Raw genomic sequence first — 15,990 nt, 5'->3', positions numbered from 1 at the left:
CATCCGATGCCTTCCCGCCGGCCGGCGGGGACAAACACGTCCCGTCATCGGAAGAACCGGGTGGCCCGCCGGTGCCGGGAGCAGCAGTGCCGGCCACCGTCCACAGTGGCTGGTGCCGGGGCGCCGGATCGAACTCCCGTCCACCCCGGCTCCGTTTCCAGTTCCCCGGCCGCTGGAGCCAGGCCGTGAACTCCGCACCGGGTGGCCGTGCCACATCGCGCCCGTGCTCTCGATCAGAGTAACCAGCCGGTCGGCGATCTCGCGCGCGTGCTCGAGCAGCGACTCAACGTAGTCGGAGACGGTCATGGGTTCCTCTCAGTGCAGGCGACTCGCGAGCTGGATCCCGGCGGGCACGGTTTCACCCTGCGGCGGCTCCGGGCCGGCTAGCGCCCGCGAGGCCCGGCGGACGCCGGCGACGCCGAAGGTGACCGCGGTGCCGCGAGCACTGGTGCGCCGCCACTGGTGCGGCGCGTGATCTGCTGCCACGCCTGCGTGGCCCGCTCCGCCAGTTCGGCCGCCGTGGTGCCGGACGGCAGCCGCACCAGGGCCCGCGCCGCCCGGCGGCCGCCGTCCACATCGGACACGGTCAGGTCGTCCGGCGCGGGCAGCATCTCCTCCAGGACCAGCCCCGGCACGGCCGGATCGGCGAGCATCCGGTCGACGATCCGCAGCGTCGCGATGTTGTCCAGGTCCACCGGCCGGGACTCGCGCCCCCGCCGGGCGATCACCCAGCGCGGCACGCCCGTTGCCAGCCGCAGGTTCGCCAGCGCCCGAACCCGGGCGAACAGGTCCCCGCCCGGCTCCGGCAACAGGCCCCGCCCGGCGAACACGGTCGCCGGGGCGATCACCAGGTCCCGGTCGAGCAGCAGGCGCGGCGTGCGGGTCCGGCCCGGGAACGCGGCCCGGGGATCGCCGAACGCGCACGGCGTGCTGAGCCGCCGGGCCGGGGACGCCGCGGTGAGCAGCGAAACCACCAGGTCCCACGGCGGCGGTGGGCGCCGGGTGGCGTGGTAGAGGGGCCACAGCTCGCGGCCGGACCGGTCCTCGGCGATCACCCGGCGCGCATCGCGGCGCAGGGTGATCTCCGTCAGCGGCAGGTAGTGGTGCATGCCCGCGGGATCGTCCACAGCGGATGCCGGGTCGGCGGCGCCGGTCCAGGTCCGCGTGTAGCGCGGGCGGCGGACCGTGGTGGCGTCGCGACCGGCCGGTGGCGGGAGGATCTCGACGAGCTCCGCGCCGCACCGGGCCGCGGTTTCGACGAGGAACGCGCGGTAGGCGGTCACCGGGGGAAGCTCGCCGTGCCGAGGCTCCAGCGCCGCCGCGAACCAGGCGTCCATCGTCCCGGCCGGCGTCACGGACTCCAGGACGGCCCGGCCCTCCGGCAGCGGGCGCAGCAGGCAGTCCACCGGCCACCGCGACGGCTTCGCCGGCGGCGCGCCCAGGTAATCGAGCACCGCCGGACCCAGGTCGATCTCGCCGTCGTCGGCGTGCCGCGCCAGCCACTCGCACAGCCGCTGGTACGGCGTGCCGGGCCGCGGCTCCGGCCACCGCGGTCCGGGCAGCGGTTCCGCGGCGTCCACGGTCCGCGCGACGATCTCCATGACCGGCCGTGGTTCCGGGCCGATCAGGCCGAGCTCCGGCGGCATCCGGCGGCCGGTCAGCACCGCGGCCAGCCGTCCCGCGTGCTCCACCAGCTCGGGCAGCCGCGCCGGCACCGCGACCGTGCCGGGCTCGGCGGTGACCCGTCGACGCTGCCTGGGCGGCCCGGACGACACCTGCACGAGCCCCGCCTGAGCCAGGTGCCGCAACGACTCGCGCACCACCGGCTTGTGCCGCGCGTCCGGTGCGAGCAGGTCGACCACCTCGCGGGTGCGCATCGGCCGGGAGCCCAGCACCCGGCACAGCGCGTCCACCTCCGCGGTGCGCTGGATCTCGCCCCGGCGCGGCGTGCCCAGGTGGCCGCGGTGGGTGGGCTCCCAGCAGAGCCGGTCGTCCTCGGCCCATCGCAGCGGGGTCAGGCTCAGCCACCCGTCGGGCCACGCGCCGACGGTGTCCGGCGGGCGGTCGTCGTGGCCGGTGCCGGGCCGGTGGACCGCCTCGCCGCCGACGGGGGCGGCGGGTGCGAGCCGGCCCCGCGGGCCGGTGCCGAAGGTGGCGCGGAACACCAGCCGCAGCAGGTGGTCACCGCGCTTGCGCAGGTGCCTGCTCGTCCACGGCTCACCCGCGGCCAGGCGGGCGCGGACATCGGCGAGAACCTCCGGCGCGGCCGCGTCGAGCACCCGCACGGCCTCGGGATCACGGCTGATCGCCGCCCACATCCGGTCGTGCCGCGTCCGTTCGGCGTCCGCCACGGCCTCGCGCAGCGCGGCGGTCTCGGCGGTCAGCGTGGCACCCCACGCCGCGATCCGGGACAGCGGCGGGAAGTCCAGCTCGCCCGGCCGGACCACCTCGCCGCGGTGCAGCCGCCGCCGCACGCCGAGGGCCTGCCACCGCAGGGTCCGCGGCAGGACCGGGATCAGCTCGTCGCCCATCCGGCCGGCCACCTCCGCCGCGCACACGCGGTACGCCGTCTCGGCCCGGATCAGGTGACGCATCCGTTCGGTCAGGTCCGGGGTGCCCAGGGCGGCGGCCAGCGCCGCGGGCAGACCGGCCACCCGCACCAGCGCGGGCTCAGGCATGTGGCCCTCCGGGAGGGAGTCCGGAACCAGTTTCCGCCAGGCGGAATTTCGTCGTTCAGTCTGTGCCCGGCGTGCCGTTTCCGGAAGGGGGGTTCCCCGGGTCGAACGACACCTGACCGAGGGGCTCACCGGTTGCGCCACACCGGTTTCCGCTTCTGCGCGAACGCGGCGGGCCCTTCGAACGCGTCCTGGGTGACGAGCAGCTCGTCGAGGGCTGGCGACGGGTGCCGGACGGCCGCGGTGGTGTCCGCGATCGCATCCGCCTCCGCCATCATCCGCAGCGACGTGCGCACCGACGTCGGGGAGCCCGCCAGGATCGCCGCCGCCACCTCCCGCGCGACCGCGAGCGCCTGCCCCGCCGGGGCGACCCGGCTCACCAGGCCGTACGACTCGGCCTCCGCCGCGGACAACCGCCGGCCGGTGAGGATCACGTCGGCCGCCACCTTCGGCGGCACCGTGCGCGGCAGCCGAACCAGCCCGCCCGCGGCGGCGACCAGCCCGACCCGCACCTCCGGCAGCCCGAACCGCGCGGTCTCGTCGGCGACCACGAGGTGGCAGGCGAGGGCGATCTCGCAGCCGCCGCCCAGCGCGAACCCGTTGACCGCCGCGATCACCGGTTTCGGCAGCGACTCGCGGCCGGTCAGCCCGGCCAGCCCCGACTTGGGCACCCACATCGGCCGGCCGCTCGCGGCGTAGACCAGGTCGTTGCCCGCGGAGAACGCCTTGTCCCCGGCACCGGTGATGATCGCGACCCACAGGTCCGGATCGGCGAAGTAGGCGTCGAACACCTCCGCCAGCTCCTCGTTCGCGGGCGGGTGCAGGCTGTTGCGGGAGTCCGGCCGGTTGATCGTGACCTCCAGCAGGCGCCCGTCCCGCCGCACGAGCACGTGCTCGTAGTGGTCCCGGAACCCCGGCGCGCGGGGCGGGAACAGCTCGTCCATCCGCTCGGGGGTCGCCGCGACGCGGTTGCCGAACCCGAACGAGCGCACGTGGACCCTGCTGCCGATCGGCTCGCCCTCGAGCAGCCGGCCGAGCATGTCCGCGTCGTCACTGGAGGCGATGAACCGGCGGCCGTCGTCGAGCCGTCCGATCACCACCGCGGTGCGGGCCGCGTGCTGGACCGTGTAGGTCTCCACCGTGGCCCAGCCGTCCGGGTGGATCGCGGTCGGCACGCGCGGGCGGGCGTCCAGCGCGGCCTGGAGTTCGGCGCTGCGGTCCGGCCGCCACGGCGCGGGCGTGGTCGAGTAGACGCCGGCGGAGTACTTGCTGAGCATGCCGCCGTTCGCGCCGACCAGTCCGAAGGCGCCCGGCTGGTCGCGCAGGCGCACGACGGTCTCGGCGATCGCGTGCGTCGAGTAGTTGTTGCCGGGGCCGCCGAAGAAGGGCAGGCCGCCGGTGACGGTGAGGCCGCGCGGGTCGTCCGGCGCCAGCCCGAGCCCGTCGCACACCGCGAACACCGCGATCGGGAAGCAGCTGTAGAGGTCGAGGGTGGCCAGGTCGCCGATGCCGATTCCGGCCAGCTCCAGCGCGTGCCGCACCGCGAACACCGCGGCGGGCGCGGCGCTGAGGTCCTCGCGCTCCAGCAGCGGTTGTTCCTCCAGGTCGGCGTGACCGTGCAGGAAGACCCACTTCTCCTCGGGCACACCCAGCCGGCGCGCGGCGCCCACCGACATCATCAGCACCGCGGCGCCCTGGTTGACCTGTTCGCGGGCAACGAGGAACCGCGGGTACGGATCGGCGATGGGCCGGTTGCGCTCGGTCGGGGTCACCAGTTCCGGCGCGCTGCGCACCAACGGGGCGGCGGCGTGCGGGTTCGCGGCGGCGACCTCCGTGAACGGGGCGAACAGCTCGCCCATCGCGATCGCGTAGTCCGCGCGCGACAGACCGAGCCGGGCGCGGCGGGCGTTGTCGAACAGGGCGTACTGGCTCACCGGTTCGATCAGGCCGTGCGCGAGCATCTGCCGGCTGGCCAGGCCGGCCAGCCCGAACCCGCGGTCCTCCAGGTCGCCGCCGACGTGCTCGGTGAAATCCGGCTTGTCCGCGGCTTGTTGCAGGTGACGGGCCGTGGAGATCGCTTCCGCGCCGACGACGAGCGCGACCTCGGCGCCGCCGGCGGCGATCGTCCCGGCGAGCTCGGTGACCAGGTGCTGCGGCGACTGGCCGCCGGTGACGTCCAGGACGGCACGCGCGGGTGTCGCGCCCAGGCGGCCGGCGACCGAACGGGGGAAGTTGTCCGACCGGCCCAGCGGGGACTGCGAGACGGGCGTGGAGATCTCGAACTGACGCACCCCGGCGACGGTGTCCAGGGCGGACGCGATCGCCGACACGTCGGCGCCGGTGTCGGCGAGGGCCGACCGGGCCGCCGCGGCCGCGAGCTCGACCGCGGACAGCCCGCGGTACCCGGGATCGTCGATGCGCTCCGATGCCTGGCCGACGCCGACGAGGACCGGCGTCCGGTGGTCGAGAGAGGTCATACCGCACGGTAACCCGGCGGCACGCTCTTTTTCGATCTTCAGCTCTGGCCGATGTTGACCATCCACGAGATGCCGAAGCGGTCCAGGCAGGCGCCGAACTCGTCACCCCACATCTGCTTCTCCAGCGGCACGGTGACGGTGCCGCCGCTGGACAGCTTCTCCCAGTAGCCGCGCAGCTCGCCCGCGTCGTCGCCGCTGAGGCTGATGGCGATGTTGTTGCCCGGCGTGCGTTCCATGCCGGGCGCGGTGTCCGACGCCATCAGGGTGAAGCCGCGCTCGGTCTCCAGCATCGCGTGCATGATCTTGTCGGCGTTCTCGCCCCCCATCCCGCCGAGGTCGCCGAACGTGTTGATGTTCAGGTCGCCGCCGAACACCTGCTGGTAGAACTCCATCGCCTGCCGGGCATCGCCGTCGAAGGTGATGTAGGGGTTGAGCCGCGAAGCCATTTCCGGTCTCCCTCCACCGCGGACCATCCATCGTCGCAGACCCCTCTGCCTGCGACAACACCCTGCGGGGCGGGAAAAAGCCCGGCAGAATCGGATCGTGGCGGGGCCGGTCTGGTATGTCGGGTACGGGTCCAACCTGCACGCCGGGCGGCTGCGGTACTACCTGGAAGGCGGTACCCCGCCGGGCGGGCAGCGGTCGTGCCCCGGCTGCCGTGACTCCAGCCCGCCGTTGAAGACCGAGCCGCACTTCCTGCCCGGCGGGGTGTACTTCGCGACGGAATCGGCGACTTGGGGCGGCGGGCGAGCGTTCTACGACGCGTCGCTGCCGGGGCGGGCCGCCGCACGGGCGTACCTGCTGACCCGCGGGCAGTTCGCCGACCTGGCGGCGCAGGAGATGTACCGCGCGCCCGACCGGGACCTCGACCTGACGACGGTGCTGTCGGCCGGGCGGGAAGTGCTGGGGCCGGGCCGGTACGAGACGTTGCTGTACGTGGGGGACCGGGAGGGTTTCCCGGTCCTGACGTTCACGGCTCCCTGGTCGGCCGGTGAGGTGGCGTGGAACCCGCCGTCCGCGGTGTACCTGCGGATGCTGGGCGAGGGGTTGCGGGAGGCCCACGGGTGGCCGGTGCCACGGGTGGCCCGGTACCTGTGCGGGCTGCGCGGCGCAGCGGGGCACTGGTCGGTCAGTGAGGTGACCGAGTTGCTGGAGCCGCTCGAGCAGGGGACCTCCACCACGTGAGCCGCAGGGGCCGCTAGCCGAGGAGTTCGGCGAGGCGGTCCGGGTCGGCGATGATGTCGATCGCCGCGATGAGGTCGTCCACCACCGTGAACGCGAACAGCGTCTGCGGACGGCCGTCGCGCAGGATGAGGGTTCCCGCGGCGCCGTTGACGAGCGTCGGGACCGCGTGGCCGCCCGCGCCGGCCCGCCGGAAGGTCAGTGCCTGGCCGGCCACCGCCTCCGCCCCGCGCACCAGGCGCGCCGCGCCGGCCGGCAACGCGCGGGACTCCGCCCGCAGCACCACGTCCGGATCCAGCACGCGCACCAGTGCGGCGAAATCACCGTCCCGCGTGGCGGCGAAGAACGCGTCCACCACGGCACGCTGACGGCCCAGGTCCGCGTTCGGCGCGGTCGGCGTGCCCCGCACCCGCCGCCGCGCCCGGCTCGCCAGCTGACGGGCCGCCGCCGGCGTGCGGTCGACGATGGGCGCGATCTCGTCGAACGGCAGGCCGAACAGGTCGTGCAGCACGAACGCCAGCCGCTCCGCCGGGTCGAGCGTGTCCAGCACCACGAGCAGCGCCAGCCCGACCGAGTCCGCGATCAGCGCCTGCTGCTCGGGGTGCGTGCCGTCCTCACGGTCGACGACCGGGTCGGGCAGGCGCCCGGGGTAGTCCTCCCGCCGCGAAGTCCGCGACCGCAGCATGTCCAGGCACACCCGGCCCACCACGGTCGTCAGCCAGCCGCCCAGGTTCCGGACCTCACCGGTGCCGGCGCGGCTCAGCTTCAGCCACGTCTCCTGCACCGCGTCCTCGGCCTCGGCCAGCGAACCCAGCATCCGGTACGCTACCGCGCGCAGGTGCCCCCGGTGCGCTTCGAACTGCCCGGCCAGCCACTCGTTCTCGGTCATACCGCTCTGACGGATCCTCTCCCGCCGATGTGACCGGCTCCGCGCCGCGGATGGTAGCCGCGGTCCCGGCGTCAGGGCAGTGGCGCCGCCGCGCCCAGGCCCCGCTCCGCGGCGGCGGCCCGCACCGCGTCGATCACCAGTTGCAGGGACGGTCGCGTCGAGGCCCTGCGGTGCGCGATGGACACCGTGCGCATCGGTGGTTCGGTCAGCGCCACGACGTCGAGGCCGGGCGGCCGCAGCGACAGCCCCAGGTCCGACACCAGGGTGACGCCCAGCCCGGCGGCCACCATCGCGAGCGCCGTCGCCTGCTCACCGACCTCGTGGTTGATCTTGGGCTCGAACCCGTGCCGCTGGCACGCCAGCCGCACCGCGCGGCCGAAGTGCGAGCGCGGCCCGGCCAGGATCCACGGGTGCTCGGCCAGGTCGGGCAGGCCCACGGTGCTGGCCGGGACAGCGCCGCGCGGCACCGCCGCGTGCAGCCGTTCCACCGCGATCACCACGCGGGTCAGCGCGGGGTCCCACGGCATCGGGTAGTCGGAGTAGTCGATCACGAACGAGAAGTCGAGCGCGCCGTCCCGCACCGCGCCCGCGGTCTCCTCCGGCGCCAGCTCCTTCGTGCGCACCTCGATCCCGGGATGCTCCTTCGCCAGTGCGGACAGCGCGAACGGCAGCAGCCCGGACGCCACCGAAGCCCACACGCCCGCGGTCAGCCGCGCGGTGACCCCGTCCTGCGCCTCCGCCACGGCCGCCGTCGCCCGTTCGACCGACTTCAGGATCTCCTCGGCGTGCTCGGCCAGCACCACGCCCAGCTCGGTGAGCTGCACCCGCCTGCCGAGCCGTTCGAACAGCTTGCCCCCGACGTCCCGTTCCAGTTGCGCGAGCTGCTGCGAGACGGCCGAGGCCGTGTAGTGCAGGGCAGCCGCGGCCGCGGTGACGGTGCCCCGGCGGTACAGCTCCCGGAGCATCCGCAAGCGGTGCAGCGAAAGCTCCATGAGGTCAGGGTAGATAAGGATCTTCCGCTGTGCAGGGAACGTGAACGGAACCGTGCATGATCCCTAACTGGACGTTCCCGGCGGCCCTGCCGCACCCTGGTGGCAGCGGGAGCGGATCTTCCGAATCCACACAACCGGTCACCGAAGCCACGTCCCGTGGCGGAGGCGGGCCGTGCTGTGCCCGGACCCAGGCTTGGAGGGGACAGTTGACCACGATGCACGACCCGCGCGGGGCCACCGGCGAGCGGACCCGGCCACGCACGCAGGAGCCGATGCTGCGGCTGACCTGGACGGACCCGGTCACCGGCACGCACGGCTACCTCGTGGTGCACACGCTGGTGTCCGGTCTGGCCACCGGCGGCACCCGGATGCGCGCCGGCTGCACGTTGTCCGAGGTGGCGGACCTGGCCCGCGGGATGGCGGCCAAGACCGCGGCGTTCGACCTGCCGGTGGGCGGGGCGAAGGGCGGCATCGACCTCGATCCGAAGGACCCGGGGGCCGTCGGGGTGCTGGAGCGGTTCTGCCAGGCGATGCGCCCGTGGCTGGACGCGCACTGGGTGACCGCGGAGGATCTCGGGGTGCCGCAGCACCTGATCGACGACGTCTTCGCGCGGCTCGGGCTGGAGCAGTCCTACCACGCGGCGATCCGCCGGTCGCCCGATCCTGCGCGGACGCTGCGGCGGGTGCAGGCCGGGCTGAACGCTCCGGTGCCGGGCGGGTTGCTGCTGGGCGACGTGGTCGGCGGGTACGGCGTGGCGCAGGCGTGCCTGGGCGTGGCGAGTGCGTGGGGCTGGGAGCCGGCCGCGACGACGGTGGCGATCCAGGGCATCGGCACCATGGGCGGCGGTGCGGCGTGGTACTTGCACGAGGCGGGCCTGCGGGTGGTCGCGGTCGCCGACGCGGCCGGGACGTTGTACGACCCGGCGGGCCTGGACGTGCCGGCGCTGCTGGAGCTGCGGGACGGCTACGGCGAGGTGGACCGGTCACGGCTGCCCGCGGGGGTCCGGCGGCTGCCGCGGGAGGCGGTGCTCGGGGTGGCGGCGGACATCTTCGTGCCGGCCGCGATCTCGTACGCGCTGACGCCGGGCAACGTCGCCGACGTGGCCGCGAAGGTGGTCGTGGAGGCGGCGAACGCGGCGACGACCCCCGAGGCGGAGGCGATGCTGGTCGCCAGGGGAGTGCCGGTGATCCCGGACTTCGTGGCGAACGCCGGAGCCGCGGCGTGGGCGTGGTGGCTGCTGCTGGGCCAGGTGGGCGCCGACCCGGTCGACTCGTTCCACCGGCTGCGGACCGAGATGCGGTCCAAGGTGGCGCTGCTGCTGTCCGCGTGGCTGGCCGACGGTGTTCCACCGCGGGTGACGGCCGAGGACCTCGCCGAGACCAACCGCGCGGCGCGGCTGGCGGCCGGTGCCGCCGAGGCGGTCATCCCCTGACGCCCCCGCATCTACCCGGGGCCGTGGTCCTCGCCCGTGGGGGCGGCCGCTCAGCGCGCAGGGTGAGGACGCCCTCGGGCGTGGCGAGTAGCAGTGGTTACCTGAGCCAGGTCGCCTTTCAATCGTCGGCGAGAAGGTGCCGGAGGTAGCGTTCCGGTGCGGTGAGGAAGTCACGCGTCAGTCGCACCGGCAGCGCTTGCTCGTAGGGCACGGGGACGATGTCGCCCGCCTCGGCGATCTCATAGATCGTGGCGCCGGGCAGCGCGAGCAACACCGGGGAGTGGGTGGCCACGACGATCTGGCTGTGTTGCTTCGCGAGTTCGGCGAGGCGCGCCAGGACGGCCATGCAGCCGCGCACCGAGAGCGCTGCTTCCGGTTCGTCCAGGATGTACAGACCTCGTGGTCCGAACCGATGGGTCATGAGGTCCACGAAGGATTCCCCGTGGGACCGCTCGTGCGGGGACACGCCGCCGTAGGCTGATAGGAGTGGCGGTCCCGGCTCGCGGGCCAGGCGCTCGATCTCCGAGGCGACGTTGTAGTACGACTCGGCACGCAGGAAGAACCCGGTGCGCGGCTTCCTCACGCCCCACGTCAGGATCAGCTGGTCTCCGAGGGAGGACTCGGTGGCGCGGGTGGCGAATCGGAAATTCTGGCTGCCGCCTTCCGGGTTGAACCCGGCTGCGACCGCGAGCGCCTCGACGAGGGTGGACTTGCCCGTGCCGTTCTCGCCGACCAGGAACGTCACGCCGGGGTTGAGCCGCAAGCCGCCCGAGCGAACCAGGTGTTTCACCGCGGGCAGCGTGAAGGGATAGCGCCCGGTGCCGGCGTTCGGAGCCACCCGGACACGCTGGATGAACCCGTTTCCCGACGTGGGCACCCTCAGCGGCGGGATCTCCGATGGCCACCCCATCACGCTAGCGATCGCCGCCGCCCCGCCCGGCCGGGACGGTGCGGCCGCGGGCCGGAGGTCCGCTCCGGCGTGTCAGGATCGGGGCGTGCTCCCCGATGCCCTGCATGTGCTCACCACGATCCGGGCGACGCGCGTGTTCGCCGACCGGCCGGTGCCGCGGGACCTCGTCGCCGCGCTCGCCGACACCGCGCGCTGGACCGGGTCGGCGCGCAACCGGCAGCCGTGGCGGTTCGTCCCGGTGACCGACCCGGACCTGCGCCGCGCGCTCGCCGGGCTCGGCCGGTACGCGCTGCCGCTGGCGGTCGCGCCGGTCGCGCTGGTCCTGCTCTCCGACGCCGAGGCCGGCCACGACACCGAGTTCGACCTGGGCCGGGTGTGCCAGACGCTCGTGGTCGCCGCGCACTTCGCCGGGCTCGGCAGCTGCCCGGTGTCGTTGTACCCCGAGGCCAATGCTGTCGAGGCGGCCGCGCTCGTCGGCCACGCGCACCCGTGGCGCGCGCACCACGCGCTCGCGCTGGGCTGGCCGGGTCAGCGGCCGCGCGGGCGGTCCGCCATCCCCACCGGTCGCAAGGATCTGTCCGAGGTGTTCGTCGAGCCGTAACCGGCGGCGACCTCTCGCGCCGCCCGCACCAGCGCCGCGACCGCGGGGGAGCGGGTTCCCTGCGGCCAGGCGAGCAGCAGCCGGGCCGGCGCGGCGTCCACGACCGGGACGGTGACCAGGTCGTGGTCCAGCGTGTCCAGCACCGAGTTCGGCAGCACCGCGACGGCCCGGCCGCGTGCCGTCACCCGCAGCAGCTTCGCCAGGTCGGTGACCTCCACGCCGCCGTCGTCCGGATAGCCGCCCCAGCGCCCCACCGGTTCGCCGTGCAGGTCGGCCAGCTGCAGGATCGCCCGCTGTGCGAGGTGGTGCTGTGGTGACAGCAGGGCAGACCGCGGTTCGGCGCGCAGTTCCTCCGTCGCGAGTCCCGCCGCGTCGTCGAAGGGCGTGTGCAGCAGCGCCACGTCCGCCCGGCCGTCGTGCAGCATCGGCACCCGGTCCTCGTGGGCGGGCACCAGTTCGACGGGCACCGCGGCCGGATCGGTTTCGTAGCGGCGCAGGATGCGCGGCAGCAGGCCGGCGTCGCCGCCGGGCTTGGCGGCGAGGGCGAGGTAGGGCACGCCGCGTCCGGCCCGCTGGGCGCGCCGGGCCGCCGCGGCGACCGCGGCGAGTGCTTTCCGGGCCTCGCCGAGCAGCACTTCTCCGGCCGGGGTGAGCTCGACCCGCCTGCTGGTGCGGTCGAACAGGGTGACGTCCAGCCGCCGTTCCAGGGAACGCACGGCTTTCGACAGCGCCGGCTGGGCCAGCCCCAGTCCTTCCGCGGCGCGGCCGAAGTGCAGCGCCTCCGCGACGGCCACGAAGTAGGCGAGTTCGCGTGTCTCGACCCGATCCATTCCCCGACGTTATCGGATGTGCTCTCTCATCGGACGTCTGAGGACTTGATACGGTACCGCCATGACGCCGGTGCTGCAGGTGAACGATGTCGATCTCGTGCGGGACGGCAGGTAGCTGCTCCGGTCGATCTCGCTCACCGTGCGCGAGGGTGAGCACTGGGCGTTGCTCGGGGCGAACGGGGCCGGCAAGAGCACGCTGCTCGGCCTGCTCGGGGCGGTCACGCACCCGACCCGCGGGACGGTCGACGTGCTGGGGCACCGGCTGGGCCGGGTGGATATGCGCAAGCTGCGGTCGTTCCTCGGCCACATCAACCCGCGTCACCCGCTGCGCTCGCCGCTGACCGTGTTCGAGGTCGTGCTGACCGGGCTGACGAACACGACCGAGCTGGTGCCGCGCCGGCAGCCGGCGGCGGCGGAGCGGGACCGCGCCGAGGACCTCATCCGCATGCTCGGCCTGACGGCCCAGCGCGACGCCCGCTGGCCCACCCTGTCCCAGGGCGAGCGGGGCCGGGCGCTGATCGCCCGCGCGCTGATGCCCGCGCCGCGCCTGCTGCTGCTCGACGAGCCGGCCACCGGCCTGGACGTCGCGGCACGCGAGCAGCTGTTGTCCAGTGTGGACGCGCTGCGCCGGGAACACCCGGAACTGGCGACGGTCCTGGTGACGCACCACCTCGAGGAGCTGCCGGCGAGCACCACCCACGCGCTGTTGCTGCGCGAGGGCCAGTGCCTGGCCTCCGGTCCCGCCGGTGAGGTGGTGACGACGGACCACATCAGCAAGTGCTTCGACCACCCGGTCCGCATCACGCGTACCGAGGGCCGGTGGGCCGCCCGCGCGGAGCCGGTGGTCTGACCGGTCGCGCTAGGGAATCCGCCCCACGCCACCGAGCAGGACGGCGCTCGCCTGGTCGTCCGGGCCGGGCCGGTAACCCCGCGGCGGGTGCCAGTGCGTGGCGAGCACGAGGCCGGGCGGCACGAGCTCGGTGCCGGCGAACAGGTCCGCGATCTCCTCCGGGTCGCGCAGGTGCACGTTCTGTTGCACGTTCGCGTTGTACGTCTGTTCCACGTCCGCCTGCCGCCGGCGGATCCGCTCGTCCTCGGCCGTCGTGACGTGCGTGAGCGCCAGGTAGCTTCCCGGCGCCAGCCGGACGAGGAAGCGGCGCACCAGCGCGGCCACGTCCCCGGGCACGAACGGCAGCACCGACACCAGGAGCAGCCCCACCGGCCGCGTGAGGTCCAGCAGCTCCGCCCGGCCCAGGATGTCCTCCGGTTCGCGCACGTCGCCCCGCAGGCAGGTCGCGTCCGGGGTGCCCTCCAGCAGCCGGTTGCTGACCTCGACGGTGTCCGGGTCGAGGTCGGCGTAGACCACCCGCGAACCCGGCGCGTACCGCTGCGCGATCTCGTGCACGTTGCCGGCCGTCGGGTAACCCGAGCCGATGTCGAGGAACTGGCGGATCCCGTGCTCGGTCATCCACCGGACGACCCGTTGCAGGAAGTCGCGGTTGTACCGGGCGGTCTGCCCGGCGAGGGGGAACGCCTGCTGCGCGGCGATCGCCGCTTCCGCGTCGCAGGGCAGGTGGTGCCGCCCGTTGAGGTACCAGTCGTAGACGCCGGCGGCCGTCGCGGTGGTGCGTTCGCGCGGTGCCTTCGGGGTCATCGGTGATCACCACCTTCCGGTCGCGGGTTCCCGCCAGTGTGGCACAAGGTCACCGCCGGGAGCGTCGGCCGAACGACGTCATTTCGGTGACCCGTCGTTCGGCTTCCCCGGCCGCCTTCTCCGCCGCCGTGACTGCCCTGCGCGCGGCCGTCACTTCCTTGCGCACCGCGCGTTCGGCCCGGACGGCTTCGTCCAAACGGGTGCGCAGGCCGGCCACCGTTTCGGCCGCTTCCGCCGCGCGGGCGGTGGTTTCGTCGAGGTTCTGCTGAGCCTCGTCGCGTGCGGCGGCCGCGGCGGCGGCGTTCGCGCGTGCTTCGGCCAGTGCCGCCTCCCGGCGTTCGGCCTCGGGGTCGCGTGATCGCTGCTGCTTCGCCCGGGCCCGGGCAGGGGGTTGCGGCGCGGCCTTGCGCGCCGGCGACGCGGCGAGCGCGGCGGCGAGCCAGTCCTCCGAAGTGGACGGTGTCAACGCGGTGGACAACCGTCCCGCCCGCACTTCCGCCGCTGAGTCCGGATTGGACACCGCCGCCTCGAACGTGTCCTCGACCTGCCGCTCGGCGGTGTCGTGGTAGGCCACGCCCACGGTGTCGGCGATGGCGCTCGCCAGGCCGCTCAACCGGCGGATCAGCTCGTTGCGCTGCCGGGACAGCGTGCGCAGCTCGTCGCCCGCGAGTTTCCGGTGCGCGGCCCGCAACCGCGACCCCAGGTCGTCCAGCTGCTCGATCTCCCGCGGGTGCTGCCGCACCACCTGGTTGACCAGCCAGGCGGCGACCGTCGGCTTGCGCAGGCCGGTGATGCGCTTCGCGAGGTCCGGCTGCCGGGCCCTGGCCGCCTTGGCCCGTTCCGTGCGGGCCGCGGTGAACTCGTCCCGGGGCAGGGCGTACAGCTCGTCGGCGACCGTCTCGAACTTCATCGGCGCCCGCCCCAGGAGGTCATGGCACCATCATCGGCCCGCCGGCGATCAGCGGCAAACGCTCACTCGGCCTGCTGCTTCGCGATCTCCGCGCGCACCTGGTCCATGTCGACCTCGCGCAGCTTGCCGATCAGCTCCTCCAGGCTCGCCTCGGGCAGCGCACCGGGCTGCGCGTAGAGCACGACCCCGTCCCGCACGGCCATCAGCGTCGGGATCGACTGGATGCCGAACGCCTGGGCCAGCTCGGTCTGGTCCTCCGTGTCGACCTTGCCGAACACGATGTCGTCGTGCCGGCCGGCCGCTCCCTCGAACACGGGCGCGAACATCTTGCAGGGCCCGCACCAGTCCGCCCAGAAGTCGACGAGCACCATGCCGTCGGAGTTGACGACCTCTTCGAAGTTGTCCTTGGTCAGGGTGACCGTCGCCATGCGTGAACCTCCTCTGGATACCCCTCCCCGGACGCAACAAGCCCGGTCCGCGGCCTATTCCGGCAGCGCCTTCGCGAAGCAGACCCGGTCCTCGCCCGGCCCCTCGTAGTCGTGGGCCGGGTGGTCGCCCTCCTCGGCGATGCGCAGGTGCATGCCGCCGACGCTAGTGGGCAGACCCATGGTTGTCCACGAAGTTGTGGTGGGTGCGCACATAGGCTTACCGCGGCCGCGCGCTTACCTTCGGTCGCCATGAGCGAGTACTGGGACGGGCGGGTCGCGCTGGTCACCGGCGCCGGCAGCGGGATCGGGCGGGCGTGTGCGGTCGCGCTGGCCGCGGCCGGGGCGAAGGTGCACGCGGTGGACATCGACTCCGCCGCCGCCGAGCGGGTCGCCGCCGAGACCGGCGGCTGGGCGCACACCGCCGACCTGGCCGACCCGGCGGCCGCCGCGGGGCTGCCCGCCGACGTCGACATCCTCGTCAACAACGCCGGCTTCCAGCACGTCGCGCCGTTGACCGAGTTCCCGCCCGAGGTGTTCACCCGCATGCACGCGGTCATGGTCACCGCGCCGTTCCTGCTGATCCGCCACGTGCTGCCGCACATGTACGCGCAGAGCTGGGGCCGCATCGTGAACGTCTCCAGCGTGCACGGCCTGCGGGCGAGCGCCTTCAAGTCCGCGTACGTCTCCGCGAAGCACGCGCTCGAAGGACTGTCCAAAGTGGCCGCTCTGGAAGGCGCGCCGCACGGGGTGACCAGCAACTGCGTCAGCCCGGGATACGTCGACACGCCCCTGGTCCGCGGCCAGCTCGCCGACCAGGCCGCCGCGCACGGCCGTCCCGAGGACGAGATCGTCGGCGAGGTCCTGCTGCGGCGTGCCGCGATCAAGCGGCTCGTCGACCCGGCCGAGGTCGCCGACGCGGTGCGCTGGCTGTGCGGTCCGTCCGCCGGCCACATCACCGGGGTGTCCCTCCCTCTCGACGGCGGCTGGACCGCCGCCTGACGTTTCCGCC

The 15,990-nt window shown here is 74.0% G+C and carries 16 protein-coding genes; 5 read left to right on the top strand and 11 right to left on the bottom strand.

The genetic code is table 11. The features are described 5' to 3' along the window. Nucleotides 1–383 precede the first annotated feature (383 nt). The 3 genes from FHX45_RS10270 to FHX45_RS10260 all read right to left on the bottom strand — a co-directional run bounded on the left by FHX45_RS10270 (nt 384) and on the right by FHX45_RS10260 (nt 5,598). Nucleotides 384–2,678: a hypothetical protein gene (locus tag FHX45_RS10270; RefSeq protein WP_167099285.1), complete on the bottom strand. Its 2,295-nt coding sequence runs from the start codon at nt 2,676–2,678 to the stop codon at nt 384–386. A 125-nt stretch (nt 2,679–2,803) separates the two neighbouring features. Next, nucleotides 2,804–5,152 (bottom strand): acetyl-CoA acetyltransferase, encoded by a 2,349-nt coding sequence (locus FHX45_RS10265; protein WP_167099282.1) that lies wholly within the window; start codon nt 5,150–5,152, stop codon nt 2,804–2,806. 38 nt (nt 5,153–5,190) lie between these two features. Next, on the bottom strand, nt 5,191–5,598 hold the full coding sequence (locus tag FHX45_RS10260; RefSeq protein WP_167099279.1) for a VOC family protein: 408 nt from the start codon (nt 5,596–5,598) through the stop codon (nt 5,191–5,193). A gap of 97 nt (nt 5,599–5,695) precedes the next feature. On the opposite strand from FHX45_RS10260, the gene FHX45_RS10255 reads away from it, so the two are divergent. Further along, complete coding sequence (locus tag FHX45_RS10255; protein WP_341771419.1) at nt 5,696–6,337, top strand: histone deacetylase; 642 nt, start codon at nt 5,696–5,698, stop codon at nt 6,335–6,337. Nucleotides 6,338–6,350: 13 nt separating this feature from the next. On the opposite strand, the gene sigJ is transcribed toward FHX45_RS10255, so the two are convergent. Continuing rightward, nucleotides 6,351–7,223 (bottom strand): RNA polymerase sigma factor SigJ, encoded by an 873-nt coding sequence (sigJ, locus tag FHX45_RS10250; protein WP_167099276.1) that lies wholly within the window; start codon nt 7,221–7,223, stop codon nt 6,351–6,353. Nucleotides 7,224–7,294: 71 nt separating this feature from the next. Continuing rightward, complete coding sequence (locus FHX45_RS10245) at nt 7,295–8,215, bottom strand: LysR family transcriptional regulator (RefSeq protein WP_167099273.1); 921 nt, start codon at nt 8,213–8,215, stop codon at nt 7,295–7,297. A 215-nt stretch (nt 8,216–8,430) separates the two neighbouring features. Here FHX45_RS10245 and FHX45_RS10240 point away from each other — a divergent pair, with 215 nt between their 5' ends. Beyond that, nucleotides 8,431–9,648 carry a Glu/Leu/Phe/Val dehydrogenase dimerization domain-containing protein gene (locus FHX45_RS10240; protein ID WP_167108702.1) on the top strand — a complete coding sequence of 406 codons (1,218 nt, stop codon included), beginning with the start codon at nt 8,431–8,433 and terminating at the stop codon, nt 9,646–9,648. A gap of 118 nt (nt 9,649–9,766) precedes the next feature. Here FHX45_RS10240 and FHX45_RS10235 read toward each other — a convergent pair whose 3' ends face one another. Beyond that, a complete protein-coding gene (locus tag FHX45_RS10235) occupies nt 9,767–10,486 on the bottom strand; it encodes an AAA family ATPase (RefSeq protein WP_341771418.1) in 720 nt (239 codons plus the stop codon). A gap of 157 nt (nt 10,487–10,643) precedes the next feature. Between FHX45_RS10235 and FHX45_RS10230 the strand changes: the two genes are divergently transcribed. Beyond that, the gene (locus FHX45_RS10230; RefSeq protein ID WP_341771417.1) at nt 10,644–11,159 is read left to right on the top strand and encodes a nitroreductase family protein; all 516 of its coding nucleotides are present in this window, start codon (nt 10,644–10,646) and stop codon (nt 11,157–11,159) included. Here the strand turns inward: FHX45_RS10230 and FHX45_RS10225 are convergent. Then, the gene (locus FHX45_RS10225; RefSeq protein ID WP_167099264.1) at nt 11,087–11,989 is read right to left on the bottom strand and encodes a LysR family transcriptional regulator; all 903 of its coding nucleotides are present in this window, start codon (nt 11,987–11,989) and stop codon (nt 11,087–11,089) included. The two genes, FHX45_RS10230 and FHX45_RS10225, sit on opposite strands and share 73 nt — an antisense overlap. A 115-nt stretch (nt 11,990–12,104) precedes the next feature. Here FHX45_RS10225 and FHX45_RS10220 point away from each other — a divergent pair, with 115 nt between their 5' ends. Further along, entirely contained in the window at nt 12,105–12,839 is a 735-nt protein-coding gene (locus FHX45_RS10220; protein ID WP_279588950.1) for an ABC transporter ATP-binding protein, read from the top strand. Nucleotides 12,840–12,848: 9 nt separating this feature from the next. Here FHX45_RS10220 and FHX45_RS10215 read toward each other — a convergent pair whose 3' ends face one another. The 4 genes from FHX45_RS10215 to FHX45_RS28375 all read right to left on the bottom strand — a co-directional run bounded on the left by FHX45_RS10215 (nt 12,849) and on the right by FHX45_RS28375 (nt 15,161). Continuing rightward, nucleotides 12,849–13,643 (bottom strand): SAM-dependent methyltransferase, encoded by a 795-nt coding sequence (locus tag FHX45_RS10215; protein WP_167099260.1) that lies wholly within the window; start codon nt 13,641–13,643, stop codon nt 12,849–12,851. 49 nt (nt 13,644–13,692) lie between these two features. Further along, nucleotides 13,693–14,553: a hypothetical protein gene (locus FHX45_RS10210; RefSeq protein ID WP_167099257.1), complete on the bottom strand. Its 861-nt coding sequence runs from the start codon at nt 14,551–14,553 to the stop codon at nt 13,693–13,695. Nucleotides 14,554–14,615: 62 nt separating this feature from the next. Continuing rightward, entirely contained in the window at nt 14,616–14,981 is a 366-nt protein-coding gene (gene trxA / locus FHX45_RS10205) for a thioredoxin (protein ID WP_167099254.1), read from the bottom strand. 54 nt (nt 14,982–15,035) lie between these two features. After that, nucleotides 15,036–15,161, bottom strand: a complete 126-nt coding sequence (locus FHX45_RS28375; protein WP_279588857.1) for a hypothetical protein — start codon at nt 15,159–15,161, stop codon at nt 15,036–15,038. Between the two features lie 69 nt (nt 15,162–15,230). Between FHX45_RS28375 and FHX45_RS10200 the strand changes: the two genes are divergently transcribed. Next, nucleotides 15,231–15,980 (top strand): 3-hydroxybutyrate dehydrogenase, encoded by a 750-nt coding sequence (locus FHX45_RS10200; protein ID WP_167099251.1) that lies wholly within the window; start codon nt 15,231–15,233, stop codon nt 15,978–15,980. The last annotated feature ends 10 nt before the right edge of the window (nt 15,981–15,990 follow it).

This window comes from Amycolatopsis granulosa (assembly GCF_011758745.1).
GTDB lineage: Bacteria > Actinomycetota > Actinomycetes > Mycobacteriales > Pseudonocardiaceae > Amycolatopsis_E > Amycolatopsis_E granulosa.
Note: the sequence above shows the minus strand (reverse complement) of the source record. Positions and strands in the feature narration are given on the sequence as shown.

What these genes read in the sequence shown, in the direction of transcription:
- FHX45_RS10270 (WP_167099285.1), bottom strand. Translation starts at nt 2,678, where the DNA reads ATGCCTGAGCCCGCGCTGGTGCGGGTGGCCGGTCTGCCCGCGGCGCTG.
- FHX45_RS10265 (WP_167099282.1), bottom strand. Translation starts at nt 5,152, where the DNA reads ATGACCTCTCTCGACCACCGGACGCCGGTCCTCGTCGGCGTCGGCCAG.
- FHX45_RS10260 (WP_167099279.1), bottom strand. Translation starts at nt 5,598, where the DNA reads ATGGCTTCGCGGCTCAACCCCTACATCACCTTCGACGGCGATGCCCGG.
- sigJ (WP_167099276.1), bottom strand. Translation starts at nt 7,223, where the DNA reads ATGACCGAGAACGAGTGGCTGGCCGGGCAGTTCGAAGCGCACCGGGGG.
- FHX45_RS10245 (WP_167099273.1), bottom strand. Translation starts at nt 8,215, where the DNA reads ATGGAGCTTTCGCTGCACCGCTTGCGGATGCTCCGGGAGCTGTACCGC.
- FHX45_RS10240 (WP_167108702.1), top strand. Translation starts at nt 8,431, where the DNA reads ATGCACGACCCGCGCGGGGCCACCGGCGAGCGGACCCGGCCACGCACG.
- FHX45_RS10225 (WP_167099264.1), bottom strand. Translation starts at nt 11,989, where the DNA reads ATGGATCGGGTCGAGACACGCGAACTCGCCTACTTCGTGGCCGTCGCG.
- FHX45_RS10215 (WP_167099260.1), bottom strand. Translation starts at nt 13,643, where the DNA reads ATGACCCCGAAGGCACCGCGCGAACGCACCACCGCGACGGCCGCCGGC.
- FHX45_RS10210 (WP_167099257.1), bottom strand. Translation starts at nt 14,553, where the DNA reads ATGAAGTTCGAGACGGTCGCCGACGAGCTGTACGCCCTGCCCCGGGAC.
- trxA (WP_167099254.1), bottom strand. Translation starts at nt 14,981, where the DNA reads ATGGCGACGGTCACCCTGACCAAGGACAACTTCGAAGAGGTCGTCAAC.
- FHX45_RS28375 (WP_279588857.1), bottom strand. Translation starts at nt 15,161, where the DNA reads ATGGGTCTGCCCACTAGCGTCGGCGGCATGCACCTGCGCATCGCCGAG.
- FHX45_RS10200 (WP_167099251.1), top strand. Translation starts at nt 15,231, where the DNA reads ATGAGCGAGTACTGGGACGGGCGGGTCGCGCTGGTCACCGGCGCCGGC.